The 16,463-nt window shown below is 62.2% G+C and carries 12 protein-coding genes and 1 pseudogene; 5 read left to right on the plus strand and 8 right to left on the minus strand.

All coding sequences use genetic code 11. The features are described from left to right. Window positions 1-73: 73 nt before the first annotated feature. Window positions 74-871: a helix-turn-helix domain-containing protein gene (locus ACGYLO_RS21315; RefSeq protein WP_271687576.1), complete on the plus strand. Its 798-nt coding sequence runs from the start codon at window positions 74-76 to the stop codon at window positions 869-871. A 6-nt stretch (window positions 872-877) separates the two neighbouring features. Here ACGYLO_RS21315 and ACGYLO_RS21320 read toward each other — a convergent pair. The 5 genes and pseudogenes from ACGYLO_RS21320 to ACGYLO_RS21340 all read right to left on the minus strand — a co-directional run bounded on the left by ACGYLO_RS21320 (window position 878) and on the right by ACGYLO_RS21340 (window position 8,167). Then, window positions 878-1,760: pseudogene (locus ACGYLO_RS21320) on the minus strand (amidase family protein). Between the two features lie 49 nt (window positions 1,761-1,809). After that, on the minus strand, window positions 1,810-2,934 hold the full coding sequence (gene prfB / locus ACGYLO_RS21325) for a peptide chain release factor 2 (protein WP_067268656.1): 1,125 nt from the start codon (window positions 2,932-2,934) through the stop codon (window positions 1,810-1,812). A 126-nt stretch (window positions 2,935-3,060) separates the two neighbouring features. After that, window positions 3,061-5,616, minus strand: a complete 2,556-nt coding sequence (locus ACGYLO_RS21330) for a penicillin-binding protein 1A (RefSeq protein ID WP_271687577.1) — start codon at window positions 5,614-5,616, stop codon at window positions 3,061-3,063. Window positions 5,617-5,744: 128 nt separating this feature from the next. Next, window positions 5,745-6,965 (minus strand): N-acetylmuramoyl-L-alanine amidase, encoded by a 1,221-nt coding sequence (locus tag ACGYLO_RS21335; RefSeq protein ID WP_271687578.1) that lies wholly within the window; start codon window positions 6,963-6,965, stop codon window positions 5,745-5,747. Window positions 6,966-7,024: 59 nt separating this feature from the next. After that, a complete protein-coding gene (locus tag ACGYLO_RS21340; RefSeq protein ID WP_271687580.1) occupies window positions 7,025-8,167 on the minus strand; it encodes a pyridoxal phosphate-dependent aminotransferase in 1,143 nt (380 codons plus the stop codon). 96 nt (window positions 8,168-8,263) lie between these two features. On the opposite strand from ACGYLO_RS21340, the gene ACGYLO_RS21345 reads away from it, so the two are divergent. Together ACGYLO_RS21345 and ACGYLO_RS21350 are read left to right on the plus strand one after the other, a co-directional pair. Then, the gene (locus ACGYLO_RS21345; RefSeq protein ID WP_271687581.1) at window positions 8,264-9,013 is read left to right on the plus strand and encodes a DsbA family protein; all 750 of its coding nucleotides are present in this window, start codon (window positions 8,264-8,266) and stop codon (window positions 9,011-9,013) included. Between the two features lie 2 nt (window positions 9,014-9,015). Further along, window positions 9,016-9,507: a disulfide bond formation protein DsbA gene (locus ACGYLO_RS21350; RefSeq protein WP_271687582.1), complete on the plus strand. Its 492-nt coding sequence runs from the start codon at window positions 9,016-9,018 to the stop codon at window positions 9,505-9,507. A 129-nt stretch (window positions 9,508-9,636) separates the two neighbouring features. On the opposite strand, the gene ispG is transcribed toward ACGYLO_RS21350, so the two are convergent. From ispG to hemA, 3 genes are all read right to left on the minus strand, one after another. After that, window positions 9,637-10,761 carry a flavodoxin-dependent (E)-4-hydroxy-3-methylbut-2-enyl-diphosphate synthase gene (ispG, locus tag ACGYLO_RS21355; protein WP_271687583.1) on the minus strand — a complete coding sequence of 375 codons (1,125 nt, stop codon included), beginning with the start codon at window positions 10,759-10,761 and terminating at the stop codon, window positions 9,637-9,639. A gap of 88 nt (window positions 10,762-10,849) precedes the next feature. Beyond that, window positions 10,850-12,166: a RodZ domain-containing protein gene (locus ACGYLO_RS21360; RefSeq protein ID WP_271687584.1), complete on the minus strand. Its 1,317-nt coding sequence runs from the start codon at window positions 12,164-12,166 to the stop codon at window positions 10,850-10,852. Window positions 12,167-12,286: 120 nt separating this feature from the next. Further along, on the minus strand, window positions 12,287-13,510 hold the full coding sequence (hemA, locus tag ACGYLO_RS21365) for a 5-aminolevulinate synthase (RefSeq protein ID WP_067265045.1): 1,224 nt from the start codon (window positions 13,508-13,510) through the stop codon (window positions 12,287-12,289). Between the two features lie 222 nt (window positions 13,511-13,732). Between hemA and ACGYLO_RS21370 the strand changes: the two genes are divergently transcribed. After that, window positions 13,733-14,809, plus strand: coding sequence for a sensor histidine kinase (locus tag ACGYLO_RS21370; RefSeq protein WP_271687586.1), 1,077 nt, complete (start codon window positions 13,733-13,735; stop codon window positions 14,807-14,809). Between the two features lie 81 nt (window positions 14,810-14,890). Next, complete coding sequence (locus tag ACGYLO_RS21375; protein ID WP_271687587.1) at window positions 14,891-16,261, plus strand: M20/M25/M40 family metallo-hydrolase; 1,371 nt, start codon at window positions 14,891-14,893, stop codon at window positions 16,259-16,261. The last annotated feature ends 202 nt before the right edge of the window (window positions 16,262-16,463 follow it).

Below are 16,463 nucleotides of genomic sequence, written 5' to 3' on the forward strand. Positions count from 1 at the left end.
CGCGTCAGTCTGTTAACCATCTGGCCATAGCGGCTTTTATTCCAAGGTCGCGACCCATTCAGAACGAGGCTGCATGTCCGCTCCCAACCGCTCTCCCTCTGAACTTCGTAGCATGTTCGGCGCCAATCTGCGCCAGTTGGCAGCGGATTACCCCTCGATCTCTGACCTTGCCCGGCAGCTTGGCATCAATCGCACGCAATTCAACCGCTACCTTTCGGGCGAAAGCTTCCCCCGGCCCGATGTGCTGGCGCGGATCTGCCGCTTTTTCGAGATCGACGCGCGGGTGCTGCTGGAGCCGGTGACCGAGATTTCCCTGAACCAAGATCCGATCAACAACAGCTTCCTGCGCGACTTCCTGGGCACCGGAATTCAAAATGTGCCCGAGGCGGATTTCCCAAGCGGTTTTTACCGTTTCGCGCGGCGGTCTTTTCTGGATCAGGACAGGTTCGTGACCGGCGTGGTTTTTATCACGCGCCATGGCAGCAGCACCTTCCTGCGCGGCTATGAGAGCGCGCCATCGTTGCGCGCGCAAGAGCTGCCGACCAACCCGATGGCGCGGGAATATCGCGGCATCGTCTCACGGCAGGAGAATGGGGTTTCCATCGTCGTCTCGCGGCGTCGTACGCTGACCGGGTCGTTCAACTACCTCAACCGCGTCGCCTCTTTCGAAAATAACTTTTGGGTTGGCTACGTCACCCGCACCGCCCCCGAAAGCGCCGCGGGCACGCGGGTGACCCGGCTGACCTATGAGTATATCGGCAGAGACCCCAAAACCGTTCTGCCCGCCGCGCGGCAGGCGGGGTTCACCGACATCGACGCGCTGATGCCCTACCACCGCCGCCTGCTTCAGCCTGACGCGCCTTTTAACTAAGCCCCGTTAAAGCTGGGGCGGCTGCGCCTTCGGATAGCCCGTCGCCTCATGCCAACCTTGGGCCAGTTGGAGCAGACGCGCGTCGCTGCCGCGTCTGCCGATCAGTTGCAGCCCCAAGGGCAGACCGCGCGCGTCGAAACCTGCGGGGATGTTGACCACCGGCAGGCCGATCAGGCTGGCCGGGACCACCACCTGCATCCAACGGTGATAGGTATCCAACGGCTGACCGTCGATCTCGGTCGGGTGCACCTGTTCGACCGCAAAGGGCCAGACCTGCGCCGAGGGCGCCGTCATTGCCCGAAGGCACCGTGCCCCAGCTGGGCCGCATGCCGTAGACGTTGTTCCACCCCACCGGATTGCGCAGGGAGCCCATCATATCGGACCCATCGGCCACGGCCACCATCCGCGCCGCCAGCGCCGCCGCCGCCCCGCCAGAGGAGCCGCCAGCCGAGCGGTCAAGGTCATAGGGGTTGCAGGTCGCCCCATGCACCGGGTTGAAGGTATGGCTGCCGAGGCCAAATTCCGGGGTGTTGGTCTTGCCGATCACAATCGCACCGGCGGCGCGAAGCCGCGCGACCGCCGGGTGATCCCGCGTGGCCGGGGCTGCCCCAAAGAGCGGCGAGCCCTGCGAGGTGGGCAGCCCCTCTGCATCCGCCAAATCCTTGATCGCCATGGGAATGCCGTGCAGCCAGCCCTTGCGCGGGCCCGCGTCGGCGGCCTCAGCCTCGGCCAGCAAAGCGTCGCGATTACGGAGGGAGACGACGGCATTCACCTTGCCGTTCACTGCCACGATCCGGTCCAATGTCGCCTGCATCAACTCGACCGCGGATATCTTTCGCGCGGCCAGCGCCTCAGACAGTTCTGAGGCGTCCCAATTTAGCAATTCCATCATGTCCCCCTATTGGTCACTGTCATTCCATGAAGGGGACGTCATGGGCTCAGTCGCCCTGCGCCTCGGCCCGGCTTTTGCCCGAGACTGCCAACGCCAACGTCGCCCCCATCAGCCCGTCGAGATCGCCGTCGAGCACGCCTTTGGTGTCCGAGGTCTCGTAATTGGTGCGCAGGTCTTTGACCATCTGATAGGGCTGCAGAACGTAGGAGCGGATCTGGTTGCCCCAGCCCGCGTCACCTGCGTTCTCATGCGCCTCGTTCACCAGTGCCGAGCGCTTGTCCAACTCCATCTGATAGAGCCGCGATTTCAGCGCTTTCATAGCGATGTCGCGGTTCTGGTGCTGCGACTTCTCCGAAGAGGTCACGACGATGCCCGTGGGGTGGTGGGTGATCCGCACCGCCGAGTCGGTGGTGTTGACGTGCTGACCGCCCGCGCCGGAGGACCGGTAGGTATCGATGCGGATATCGGAGGGGTTCACCTCGATCTCGATATTGTCGTCGACCACCGGGTAAACCTTCACGGAGGTGAAAGAGGTGTGCCGCTTGGCTGCCGAGTCGAAGGGCGAAATGCGCACCAGACGGTGCACACCGCTTTCGGATTTCAGCCAGCCATAGGCGTTGTGGCCTTCAATCTTATAGGTCGCGGATTTGATGCCCGCCTCGTCGCCGGGGCTTTCGGCCTGAAGATCGACCTTATAGCCCTTCTTCTCGGCCCAGCGGACATACATCCGCGCCAGCATGCTGGCCCAGTCACAGCTTTCCGTGCCGCCCGCGCCTGCGTTGATCTCAAGGAAGGTGTCGTTGCTGTCGGCCTCACCGTTTAGCAGCGCTTCGAGTTCTTTCTGCGCGGCCTTTTCTGCCAGCGCCTTCAGCGCCGCCTCGGCGTCAGAGATGACCTCTTCGTCCTCTTCCATCTCGCCCAATTCGATCAGTTCGAGATTGTCGGCCAACTCCTGTTTGATGCCCTCATAGGTGTCGATGGCATCGACCAACGACTGACGCTCGCGCATCAGCTTTTGCGCCGCATCGGGGTTGTCCCAAAGGTTCGGGTCTTCGACGCGGGCGTTGAATTCTTCCAGCCGGTAGGGCGCGGTCTCCACATCCAGTCGCTGGGCCAGCAATTCCAGCGATTTGCTGATCTGGTCCGCGGTATTCTGTGCCTCTGCGCGCATGTGTGCCTGCCTTTGATAAGTAATGCGGCCCCGAAAACCGGAGCCGCACGAGAGATAGACCAGCCCGCCAGCGGCGGCAAGTGGGGGGCGGCAAAGCGCAACTTTGCCCCGCCCCCTTTGGCCTGATTAGTAAAGACCGCCGGAGCTGAGTGTGCCAAAGCTAGCCTTGGGGCCGACGGTGGCTTTCTTGCCGGTCGACGTGGTGACCTGACGCGAGGAAGACCCGCCAAGTTCCTCGACCAGTGGCAGGTCCGCCCCCATGGCAAAGCCGCCGTCGAAAGAAATGCCGAAAAGCGGCTCTTCGCCATCGCGGAAACATTCCGACACGACATTGGCGCCGGTGGCGCTGTCGCTCAAACGGGCACCGGTGAAACGGTCGATCTTGATAAAGCGGCACTGGTCGGGGACCGCGAAGTCACCGCCGCCATACTTCTTGATCGCCTCGGACATGAAGCGCTGGAAGACAGGCGCGCAGAGCCGCCCGCCGCCCGCGCCCCGGCCCATCGGGCGCGGGGTATCAAAACCGATGTAGCAGCCCGCCACCACGTTGGAGGAGAAACCCACGAACCACGCGTCTTTCTCATCGTTGGTGGTGCCTGTCTTGCCCGCGATCGGCACCGGCAGGTTCACCGCATTGCGCGCCGTGCCACGCTCGACCACGCCCCGCATCATGGAGGTCAACTGATAGGCGGTCACCGGGTCCATCACCCGCTCGCGGTTGGAAATGATCCGCGGCGCTTCACCGGGGGCGAGGTTGATCTGCTCACAATCGTAGCATTTGCGTTCATCATGTTTGTAGACGGTGCGGCCATAGCGGTCTTGCACCCGGTCGACCAAAGTGGGCTGCACCCGCTCACCGCCATTGGCGAACATCGCATAGGCCGAAACCATTTGATACAGCGTGGTTTCCTGACTGCCGAGCGCGTTCGACAGCAAGGGCGCGAGGTCGTCGTAAACGCCGAAACGCTCCGCATAGCTGCCGACCACATCCATCCCGACCTCTTGCGCCAGACGGATGGTCATCAGGTTGCGCGACTGTTCGATGCCCGTACGCAGGGGCGTCGGCCCATAGAATTTATGCGAGGCGTTCTGCGGCCGCCAAACGCCCTGCGGCGTGTTGATCTCAATCGGGGCGTCGACCACGATGGTCGCGGGGCTATAGCCACTGTCGAGCGCGGAGGCATAGACGAAGGGCTTAAAGCTCGACCCCGGCTGGCGCTTGGCCTGTGTGGCCCGGTTGAACACGCTCGCCTGATAGGAAAAGCCGCCCTGCATCGCGATCACGCGGCCCGTGTGCACGTCCATCGCGACGAAACCGCCCTGCACCTCTGGCACCTGCCGCAAAGTCCAGCGGATGAAAGATCCGTCGCTGTCCGAGGTCATGCGCCGGACCAAGACGACCTCACCCACCTCAAGCAGGTCGCCCGCCACCTGAGCCTTGCGCCCCAGAGAGCCGTCATCTAGCCGTTTGCGCGCCCATTGCACGTCTTTGGCCGGGATCCAGTGGCCGTCTTCGTCATCCTCGACGCCTTCGATGCCGATGCGGGCGTCATTGCTGCCGACCTCAAGCACCACCGCCGGATACCACTGGTTCTCCAGATCGATGTCGCGCGGCACCCGCAGGTCCGCCAGCGCAGCGCGCCATTCCTCTTCGCTGTCCAATTGATCGGCGGGGATCTCAAAACGCGTCCCGCGCCAGATGCCCCGCCCGCGGTCATATTGCTCCAGCTGACGGCGCAGAGCGTTGGCCGCGATGGGCTGCATCTCGTTGTCGATGGTCGCGCGCACGGTCAAACCGCCGGTAAAGAACTCCCCCTCGCCGAAATCTTCGCTCAACTGGCGACGGATTTCGTCGGTGAAGTAATCCCGCGGCGGCAGTTCGGCCTTGAAGCTCTCGAAATCACCGTTCTGGACCGAGCGCAGCGGCTGCGCCACTTCGGTTTCATAGACCGCTTCCGAGATATAGCCATTCTCTTTCATCTCGCGCAGCACGAAGTTCCGCCGCGCCAGCAGCCGGTCCTTGCGACGCACCGGGTGGTAATCCGACGGCGCCTTGGGCAGCGAGGCGAGGAAGGCCGCCTCATGCGGGGCCAACTCACTCAGCGTCTTGTTGAAATACGTCTGGCTTGCCGCCGCCACGCCATAGGAGTTCTGGCCGAGGAAAATCTCGTTCAGATAGAGCTCAAGAATTTTCTCTTTGCTCAAGGTCTCTTCAAGGCGCGAAGCAAGGATGATCTCCTTGATTTTACGCTCGGCCCGGCGGTCGCCCGACAAAAGGAAGTTCTTCATCACCTGCTGGGTGATCGTCGAGGCCCCGCGCACGTCGCGCCCGCGCGATTTAACCGCATCCACCGCCGCCGCACCGATGCCGCGCAGGTCATAGCCCTCATGGGTGTAGAAGTTCTTGTCCTCTGCCGAGATGAAGGCCTGTTTCACCAGATCCGGAATGGTATTGGCCGGGGCGAAAAGACGGCGTTCCTTGGCAAATTCGTCAATCAAACGGCCTTGGCCCGAGTAAATTCGGCTGATCGTCGGCGGCGTGTATTGCGCCAGCGACTCATGGCTGGGCAAATCACGGCCATACATCCAGAACACCGCCCCGATGGTCAAAGCCACCATGCCGACGCTCAGGGTCAGGGTGGTAAAGATCCCCCCGAAAAAGGACAGAACAAATCGAAACACGCGCGCGGACCACCATTGGCTAGGGACAGTTCCGAGCCTATACAGGATGCACCGGCTCGGGTCAAAACACATGGCCGCCAGCGGGGGCGAATCTTCGCCCATCGCGAAAGCGGTCAGATCTTTTTATTTTACTTTCTGATCAATGGTTTGAGCGCCGCATCCTGATCACGCCACGTCACGATCGCATCCGCCATCGCGCTCACCATTGACGCGCGCCACACCGGATCGCGCAGATTGGTCAGATCGCGCTTGGAACTCAGGAACCCCACTTCGACCAAAACCGAAGGAATATCGGCGGACTTCAAGACCGAGAAACCCGCCCGCCGCAGGGGTCGGCTGTTCAACGGCCCGCCCGCCGCGCCCATGCCATCGACCAAAATCTCGGCCAGCGCATCTGAGCGCGGCTCGGTCTCTTGCCGGGCAAGATCCAGCAGGATGCCCGCCACCTGATCATCTGAGCCGGTCAAATCCGCCCCCGCGATGATGTCCGACCGGTCATGTCGCGCCGCGAGATGTTCGGTCGCCACATCGCTGGCATCATCGGAAAGGGTATAGACCGTCGCCCCGCTCGCCCCGCCCTGCGACAGGCTGTCGGCATGGAGCGAAATGAAAAGGTCCGCTTCGGCCTGATGGGCGATGGCGACCCGGTGCTCTAAGGCGACGAAAATATCCTCATCCCGGGTCAGCAAGACATCCACCCCCTTGCGCCGCAGCGCATCGCGCAGGTCGCGGGCGAAGTTGAGCATCAGGTCTTTCTCGTCCAATCCCTCGCGCTGCGCACCGGGGTCGATGCCGCCGTGGCCGGGGTCCAGAACGACGGTGAAACTGTACTTGTCTGCCACCGCAGGTTTCGGCGGCGCGGTGAGCGCGGTGGTCCAATCAGGGTCCACCGGCGCGCCCGCGGCCTCGGCAAAAACCTCCGCCTCGACCCTCTCCAAGGTAATCTCAAGCCGCGCCTTGCCGCTGCTTGTGTCCACCGGCATGCCAATCTCAGCGGGAACCATCGGCTCGGCCAAATCGGCCACCAGACGCGACCAACCGGGCTGAAACGCACCAAACCGCAGTGCCGAGATACGGCCCGGCTTCTCCAACAGATCCCCCCGGGCGACATTCGACCAATCCGCCTCGCGGAAATCGACGATCAGTCGGGCGGGATCATCCAGCAGAAAAACCCGGAAAGGCACGCCCTGGCTCAGCGCCACGGTCAAATCGGTCTTGCCGAACCAGCGATCACTCACCGCGCTCTCAACCGGATCGACCCGCGCCAGCGCCGTCAACTCCTGCGCCGCGACGGTGACCGGCCCCGCGCAGGCCAACATGACTGCCAGTCCCCTAAAGATTGCCCGCATGATCGATCACCCTGCCCGTTTTCGCCCTTCTATCACCTGCCGCGCGGCCAAACCAGCGTTCAGCGCGCCGCCATGAAGGCTTTGAGCCGGGCGATGCCCTCCTCCATATCCGCCGTGCTGCGCGCATAGGAAAAGCGCAGCGTCTTATGCCCCCGCGCCGGGTCAAAATCGAGCCCCGGGGTCACGGCGACGCCAGCCTTCTCCAGAATTTCCGCCGCAAAGGCGCGGCTGTCATCGGTAAAGCGCGAAACATCAGCATAGACGTAAAACGCCCCATCGGGCGGCGCGATGTCGGTAAACCCCGCCTCTTGCAAACCGGTGATCATCAGGTCGCGGTTGCGCCGGTAAACCGCCAAATTGGCCTGCAATTCGTCGTCGCAATCCATCGCCGCCAGCGCCGCGATCTGGCTAGCATGGGGTGCGCAGATAAACATGTTCTGCGCGATCCGCTCGACCACGCGCACCTGATCCTCGGGCACCACCATCCAGCCCACGCGCCAGCCGGTCATCGAGAAATACTTCGAGAAGGAGTTGATCACATAGCAGTCATCGGTGACCTCCAGCGCGGTCACGGCCTTCTTGTCATATTCGATGCCATGGTAAATCTCGTCCGAGATGAAGGACATGTCATTGGCCGCACAGGCCTCCGTCAGCGCCGTCAAGGCGGGTCGGTCGAGCATCGTGCCCGAAGGATTGGCCGGGGAGGCCACGAGCAAACCGCGCAGGTCTTCCCCCGCGAAATCCGCCGCGACCGGCTGATATCTGTTCTCCGGCGCGGCGGGCAGATCGACGGGCTGCATCCCCAAGGCGCGCAGGATCTGACGGTAGCTGGGATAGCCCGGCGCCCCGATGCCCACCCGATCCCCTGAATCGAAGAGCGCGGTAAAGGCCAGCAAAAACCCGCCCGAGGACCCGGGGGTGATCACCACCCGAGCCGGATCGAGATCGACGTTATACCATTCGCCATACATCTGCGCGATCCGCGCCCGCAAAGCAGGCAGGCCAAGCGCCACGGTATAGCCCAAGGCCCCCTCACCCATCGCCTTGGCCAGCGCGGCCGCCGCCCCTTTCGGCGCGCCCGTGCCGGGCTGGCCAACCTCCATATGAATGATGTGACGGCCCGCCTCTTCGGCGGCGCTGGCGGCCTGCATCACGTCCATCACGATAAAGGGATCAACGGCGGACCTGGTTGAATTGCGCATGGGCTTGCTCCTACTGTCGGCATGTGCTTTCACCGCGCCTGATGCCGGGCGTCAACCCTTGGCCCCTATTTCGCAGCTTTACCGAAAGGACCGCCCATGTTCGTCCGCCTCCTCGCCCCTGCCCTTGCCGGTGCAGTCACCCTTGCCGCCCCCGCCGGGGCCATGGACCTGACCGAGCTTACAGACGCCGAACGCGCGCAGTTCCGGGCCGAGGTCCGCGCCTATCTAATGGAAAACCCCGAAGTGATCCTACAAGCGGTAGAGCAGATGCAAAACCGTCAGGCCCAAGCGCAGATGCAGGCAGATTTCGATCTGGTCTCCGCCAATGCCGATGAGATTTTCGACGATGGCTACTCTTGGGTCGGCGGCAACCCGGAGGGGGACATCACGCTGGTTGAATTCCTCGACTACCGCTGCGGCTACTGCAAACGCGCCCATGGCGAAGTGGCCAAACTTCTGGAAACCGACGGTAACATCAAACTGATCGTCAAAGAGTTCCCGATCCTTGGAGAGCAATCGCTGCTGGCGTCGCGCTTTGCCGTGGCGACCAAACAGGTCGCGGGCGATGACGCTTACAAACAACTGAACGATGCGCTTATGGCCTTCAACGGAGCGGTCACCCTCCCCGCCCTCCGCCGCTTGGGCGAAAGCTTCGATCTGGATGTCGCAGCAATCGAAGCCGAGATGGACAGCGACGCGGTCACGCAAGAGATCGCCCAAACCCGCGCGCTGGCCCAAAAGCTGCAGATCACCGGCACGCCCACCTTCGTCATGCAAGACGAAATGCTGCGCGGCTACCTGCCCTATGATCAAATGATGGCGCTGGTAGAAGAAAAACGCGGCTAAAGATGCGCGCCCCGGCATTTCTGGCCGCGCTCGTGCTGGCCCTGCCCGCCGGGGCCGATGAACCGTCCGCGCGAGATGCGTTTGAAACCGAACTCCGCGCCGCGGTCCTTGCCAATGGCGATGTCATCGCCAAAGCGCTGGCCGGCCCGACGCAAATGCAACGGCATATTCAAAACGACCTGTTGCTGCTCGACCGCTTGGCCCCCGACCTTCTGGCGGGCCACCCCATCGCGCTTTTCACCGCAGAAGACTGCGAGACCTGCGCCACCGCCGCCCACGAATTGACCGCAATTACAAAGCGTTACGGCATCACCTTCATACAACACGATCTCAGCCACCCCCAGCCCGCCCGCTGGGCTACCGCCCTAGGGCTCACCGACGCCCCCTTCTATGTGCTGCCCGAAATGATCCTCAACGGCCACATGCCCCCCATCGTCCTAGAAAAACACCTCACCCCAAACAAGGTGAAGACGCCCCCACAACCCACTGATTAATAACCCATTCCAACAACAGACAAAGCGCGCCAACCTCCCGGCTCACGCGCTCCCCCTCATCTTCATCCTTTTAAAAATACCTCTGCGCAGCCCCTCAACCAACACAGCGCCAGCGGCCCAGCCCCCAACCTACTCAGCCGCCTTCACCGCCTCAGCCTCAATCTGCGCCGCGCGTTCCTCGACCTGCTCGACGATATGATCAATCATACCTTCATTGCCGAGCTTATGGCTCTGTTTGCCCGCCAGATAGACCATGCCAGACCCGGCCCCGCCGCCGGTAAAGCCCACGTCGGTCATCAGCGCCTCACCGGGGCCGTTCACCACGCAGCCGATGATCGACAGGCTCATCGGCGTCTTGATATGCTCCAGACGTTTCTCCAAGGTCTCGACGGTTTTGATCACATCGAACCCCTGCCGCGCGCAAGAGGGGCAAGAAATGATGTTCACCCCACGGTGCCGCAACCCGAGGGATTTGAGAATCTCATAGCCAACCTTCACCTCTTCCACCGGATCGGCGGAGAGGGAGACGCGGATGGTATCGCCGATGCCACTCCACAAAAGGTTGCCCAGACCAATGGCCGATTTGATCGTGCCCGACATAAGCCCGCCCGCCTCGGTGATGCCGAGGTGGATGGGCGCGTCGGTGGCATCGGCAAGCTGTTGGTAGGCCGCCGCGGCCATGAAGACGTCCGAGGCCTTGCAGGAAATCTTGAACTCGTGGAAATCGTTGTCTTGCAGGATCTTGATGTGATCCAGCCCGCTTTCGGCCATCGCATCGGGGCATGGCTCGCCGTATTTCTCCAGCAGATGCCGCTCCAGCGAGCCTGCGTTCACGCCGATGCGGATTGAGCAATTGTGGTCCCGCGCGGCTTTGATGACCTCGCGCACGCGCTTTTCATCGCCGATGTTGCCCGGGTTGATGCGCAGACAGGCGGCACCGGCCTCTGCGGCTTCGATCCCGCGTTTGTAGTGAAAGTGGATGTCCGCAACGATGGGCACCGACACTTCGGGAACGATCTCACGCAAGGCTTTGGACGAGTCCTCATCCGGGACCGAGACGCGCACGATATCGGCGCCTGCGTCAGCGGCGGCTTGGACCTGTGCGATGGTAGCAGCGACATCGGTGGTCAGCGTGTTGGTCATGGTCTGCACGGTGATCGGCGCGTCACCGCCCACCGGCACATTGCCCACCATGATCTGCCGGGACTTGCGACGCGGAATATCGCGCCAAGGGCGAATGGAATGAAGCGACATGAAGACACCTTTCGCGGGATCAGGGGCTATGGCCCCCTACCTATTCAGCCGAAGCATCATGTGCAATGGGAAGCGGCAGCCCGCGCGTTTAGCTGCCCTGACAGGGCATCGCCGCCAGAGCGGAGGGGTCGAGCGAGCCTTCGAGGTCGGCAAACATTCGGCTGAGCGATTGCTCCGCCGTCGGATCGACCGGCTCATAAAGCTCAGCCAGCGCCTGCGCGTGGAGCGGCACGTTTGAGGTCACTGCCCCGCGCGGCCCAACGGGGCCGAAACAGCCATCTGCCATGGCGAAATATAGCGCACCCGATTCGCCCGTCCGAAGGGAGGGCGGCTCTTCGGTGACGGGGACATCCCATGTGTCGCCCTTGTTCATCACGCCTTCGAAAATCACCGTGCCGTCAGCCGCGCGCACTCGGACCCAAGAGGGGTAAGCGGCGACCATGCGCACTTTCTCGCCCAAAGGCTCAACAACCTGCGGTTTGGGCAGGTCGGTATCGGCATTGGCGAGCATCACAGCCTCGTCGATGGCGCTGGTGATGCTGTCATCTGACAGGCTGTCATCACCCTCCGCTGCCTCGGCCACCACGGTGCCTTGCGCGGCGGTATCGGGGCGGTCCGGCGTCGGGAAATTGCTGACAGAGCGCGGATCAATAGAAGCAATCGGCGCGTCACGCGCCACCAGCACCGGCACGTCAAGCGCTTGCGGGCGATAAAGCCGGTCCAGCGCCTCGGCCCGAGGGCTTTCCACGCTTTGCGGCGCGGCGGAATCGTCTTCCGCGTCAGGCGCGCTGGCCAGCGCCCCATCCAGCGGGTCGAGATCGGAAAGCACGATCGGGGTCTGATCCACCGGGGCCACCTGCACGCGCTGCACCTCTTTCAGCACGGTCCAACCGCCAAAACCAATGGCCGAAATCAGCGCGATCAGCACCAGCGAGGAGCCGACCGCCCCCGGCTCAATCCGGCTGAGCAACCCGTCGCCCGTGGGCACGAAGGGCGTGTTGGGCCGGGCGAAAAGATCGTCTTCTTTCGGGGACTTGCGGCGTTCCTCGAAGCTCGGCTTTTTGACGACGGAGGCTTCGGCGGACATGCCATGGGCCACGGCGAAACCGGATTCCTTGCAGAAGGCGGCAAAGGCCTGATCTGGGTCCATATTGAGGTAGCGCGCGTAGGAGCGCACATAGCCCGCGATGAAGCCGGGCGTGTCAAATGCGCCGGGATCACAGTTTTCGATTGCGGCGATATAGGAGGCTTTGATGCGCAATTCGCGCTGCACGTCGAGCAGGGATTTACCAAGCGTGGCCCGTTCGCCGCGCATGACATCCCCCAACCGCAATTCGAATGCATCGAACCCTTTGGGTTCGACTGTTTCGTCCTCAGCGGTTCTGGAGGCCCATCGCCCGATCATCAATATGCCCTGTCCCTGTTAGCCTGTAGCTTTGATCCAAACACGCCCCAACGATTCGGATGTAGCCTTTTCTTGACAAAAGGCTACCACAAGACAACGCAAAACACGAATAGCGCTGCGTTAGCCCGCAGCTTCGGCACGATTCAGCGCACAATGCGACCAGAGCACGTCCATCCCCCGGACAAGTGCATCCATCTCTTTAGGCCCATGTACCGGTGAGGGCGTGAAGCGCAACCGCTCCGTGCCGCGCGGGACGGTGGGGAAGTTGATGGGCTGAACATAGATCCCGTGATCTTCGAGCAGCATGTCCGACAGAAGCTTGGTGTGCACCGGGTTGCCCACCATAACGGGCACGATGTGACTGCCATGGTCGATGATCGGCAAGCCCAGCCCCTTCAGCCGCAATTTCAACGCCTTGGCCTGCTGCTGGTGTTTCTCTCGCAGCTCGGGCGCGCGTTTGAGATAGGCGACCGAAGCGGCGGCCCCCGCAGCGACGGCAGGCGGCAGCGAGGTGGTAAAGATGAACCCCGGTGCATAGGAACGGATCGCGTCGCACATCTTGGCAGAGGCGGCGATATAGCCGCCCATCACGCCGTAGGCTTTGGCCAGCGTGCCGTTGATGATGTCGAGCCGGTGCATCAGCCGGTCGCGTTCCGCCACCCCTGCCCCGCGCGGGCCATACATGCCAACCGCGTGCACCTCGTCGATATAGGTCAGCGCGCCGAATTCATCCGCGAGATCGCAGATTTCTTCGATGGGCCCGAAATCGCCGTCCATCGAATAGATCGATTCAAAAGCGATCAGCTTGGGCGCGGCAGGGTCATCCGCCTCCATCAACTCGCGCAGATGGGCGACATCATTGTGGCGGAAGATACGCTTGGCTCCGCCATTGCGGCGCACGCCTTCGATCATGGAGGCATGGTTCAGCGCGTCGGAATAGATGATCAGCCCGGGAAAGAGCTTGGGCAGGGTCGAGAGCGTGGCGTCATTGGCGATATAGGCCGAGGTGAACAGCAGCGCCGCTTCCTTGCCATGCAGATCGGCCAGTTCGGCCTCGAGCTGCTTGTGATAGACCGTCGTGCCCGAGATGTTGCGCGTCCCGCCAGAGCCTGCGCCGGTGGCGCGCAGCGCTTCTTCCATGGCTTCGATCACCACGGGGTTCTGCCCCATGCCCAAATAGTCGTTGCCGCACCAAACGGTGATATCCTGCTGCGACCCGTCGGGTTTGGTCCAGACGGCATGGGGGAACTGACCATTGCGACGCTCGATGTCGATGAAGGTCCGGTAGCGTCCTTCGTCATGCAGGCGCGCAATCGCCGCGTCGAGCTTCTCGTTATAGTCCATGCGCGTCTCCATCTTTTGGCGCGAACAGGAGGAGGCCCCTCCATATTCAGCTTTTAGAATGATTACAGATCCAAAGCCGAAGCTTCAATCTCTTATCCCGGCCCCTTTGCGGGGCGAACTGTCGCAGGCGCTGCGCGTTCTACGCTCGATTTAAGATTGTTCGCTTGTATTGCCAGCCGCTTTCATGCTTCCAAAGGACCAATCCAGAAAGGGCAGTTTGTTTTGCGCGCCACTCCACATCCCCAGCAGGACCAGCGCCTGCGGACGCTTTATAATTACGAGATTCTCGACACCCCGCGCGAGGAGGAGTTCGACGAGATCGTCGAACTGGCGGCTGAGATCTGTGACGCGCCGATTTCAGTGATCAACCTGATCGACAAGGACAGACAGTGGTTCAAGGCCGAAGTGGGTCTGGGTGCGCGCGAGACGCCGCTCGAAACCTCGCTCTGCTCTCACGCGATTCTGGAAGAGCGCTTCGTTGAGATTCCCGACACGCTGAAAGACCCGCGCATGGCCGACAACCCGCTGTGCACCGCAGGCGACGGGCTGCGGTTTTATGCAGGTGCGCTGCTGATTGCGTCCAACGGGCTGCCGCTTGGCACGCTGTGCATCCTCGACACCAAACCCCGCAGGCTGACCGCGCTGCAACGCAAGGCGATCTCTGTCTTGTCGCGTCAGGTAATGAAGCAACTCGACCTGCGCCTTTCCCTGCGCAGCCAAGCCGTGCTGATGAGCGAGGCCGACCACCGTGTCAAAAACTCGCTCCAGACACTGTCGGCCATGGTTCGGCTCCACACCCGGCAATTGGATGACACGACCACGATCAATGTGCTGAACGGCATTCAGCGCCGGGTCAACGCCATGGCAACGCTACATGGTGAGCTGCAAACCGGACAGGGGCGCGATGAGGTCGATGTGGGCAAATACCTCGACAGGGTCTTGGAGCTTTTGCAGGAAACCGCACCGGGGCATGTCAAAATCAGCTACCGGTCGGACCCTGTGACCCTACGATCCAGCGCGGCTTCATCCTTGGGGCTGATCATTAGCGAGTTTGCCGCCAATTCGATCAAACACGCCTTCCCGGATGGCGCGCCCGGCCATATCGAAATCGACCTCAGCCTGCGGGACGGGCATTTCCACCTTGAATGCAAAGACGATGGCATCGGGGCCGCGAACGAGGGCAAAGGGCGGGCCGACAGCATTGGGCAGACCTTGATGGCGGCGGCGGCGTCGCAGTTGAATGCGCAGGTCGACAGCCAGCTTACCTCCGAGGGCAGCCGCCTCTCGCTCACCTTCTGAACGCGGGCCCTGCGGCCACTGGACACGCCCTGCCCGCCTGATACCTTCGCGCCAAATTCACAAGCGCAAGGAATTATGCCCATGTCCCTCGACGATGTTCTCGCCCGGATCGACAACGATCTGCACGCCGCCACCGACCGCCTGTTGGACCTGCTGCGCATCCCGTCAATCTCGACCGATCCGGCCTATAAGGCCGATTGCGACCGCGCCGCCGATTGGCTGGTGGCCGATCTTACATCCATGGGCGTGGAAGCCGAAAAACGCGCCACGCCGGGGCATCCGATGGTCGTGGGCCATGTGGGCGAAGGTAAGCCGCATCTGCTGTTCTATGGCCACTATGACGTGCAGCCGGTCGACCCGCTGAACCTTTGGGACCGCGATCCCTTCGATCCGGCGGTTGAGGAGACGGAGAAGGGCCTCGTGATCCGGGGCCGCGGAGCCGCCGATGACAAGGGCCAGTTGATGACCATCATTGAAGCCCTACGCGCGTGGAAAGAGGTGAAAGGCGATTGGCCCTGCCGCATCACCTTCTTCCTCGAAGGCGAAGAGGAATCCGGCTCCCCCTCCCTCGTCCCATTTATGGAGGAGAACGCGGAAGAGTTGAAAGCCGATGTGGCGATGATCTGCGACACCGGGTTGTTCGAAAGCAAGACCCCTGCCATCGTCACCATGCTGCGCGGGCTTTTGGGCGAAGAGCTGACCGTCACCGCCCCGTCGAAAGACCTGCATTCGGGCATGTATGGCGGTATTTCGATGAACCCGATCCGCGCGCTGAGCAAGGTGATCGCCGCGCTGCATGACGACGAAGGCCGCATCACCATCCCCGGCTTCTATGACGGCGTGCCGGACCTGCCCGAGGATTTGGAAGCGCAGTGGCAGGGCCTTGCCTTTGACCATAGCGCCTTCCTCGGCGACGTGGGGCTCAGCAAACCGGCGGGTGAGCAGGACCGCACCCCGCTTGAGATGATCTGGTCGCGCCCGACTTGCGAGGTCAACGGCATCTGGGGCGGCTATACTGGGGATGGCTTTAAAACGGTGCTGCCCTCCGAGGCGCATGCCAAGATCAGCTTCCGCCTCGTCGGCACGCAAGACCCGCTCGCCATCCGTGAGAACTTCCGCAAGATGGTGGCTGAGATGCTGCCCGAAGACTGCACGGTAGAGTTCTCAGGCCATGGCGCCAGCCAAGCCTCGGGGGTGGACATTGGCCATGCGATGTTCGAACCCGCCCGCCAAGCGCTCAGCGACGAATGGCAGGTGCCTGCGGCCTATATCGGCTGTGGTGGCTCGATTCCGATTGCCGGGCATTTTCAAAAGATTCTCGGGACCGAGCCGATGCTGATCGGTTTCGGCAAGGATGACGATCAAATCCACTCCCCGAACGAGAAATACGACATGGAAAGTTTCCACAAAGGCATCCGCTCCTGGGCGCGCATCATTGATGCGCTGACCTAAGCAGCTTGGCGATCGGGCCTGCCCGGTCGCCATATATTCCACTGTCAGGGCCTCAAAAGGCAACGCTGAATAAGCCTGCGTGAACGAGGGCTTAGCGCCTGCACGTTACGAAATAGAGGGGGAAAGTGGCGCGGTTGACGGGGCTCGAACCCGCGACCCCCGGCGTGACAGGCCGGTACTCTAACCAACTGAGCTACAACCG

Source organism: Sulfitobacter sp. 1A13353, from assembly GCF_043557255.1.
GTDB lineage: Bacteria > Pseudomonadota > Alphaproteobacteria > Rhodobacterales > Rhodobacteraceae > Sulfitobacter > Sulfitobacter faviae.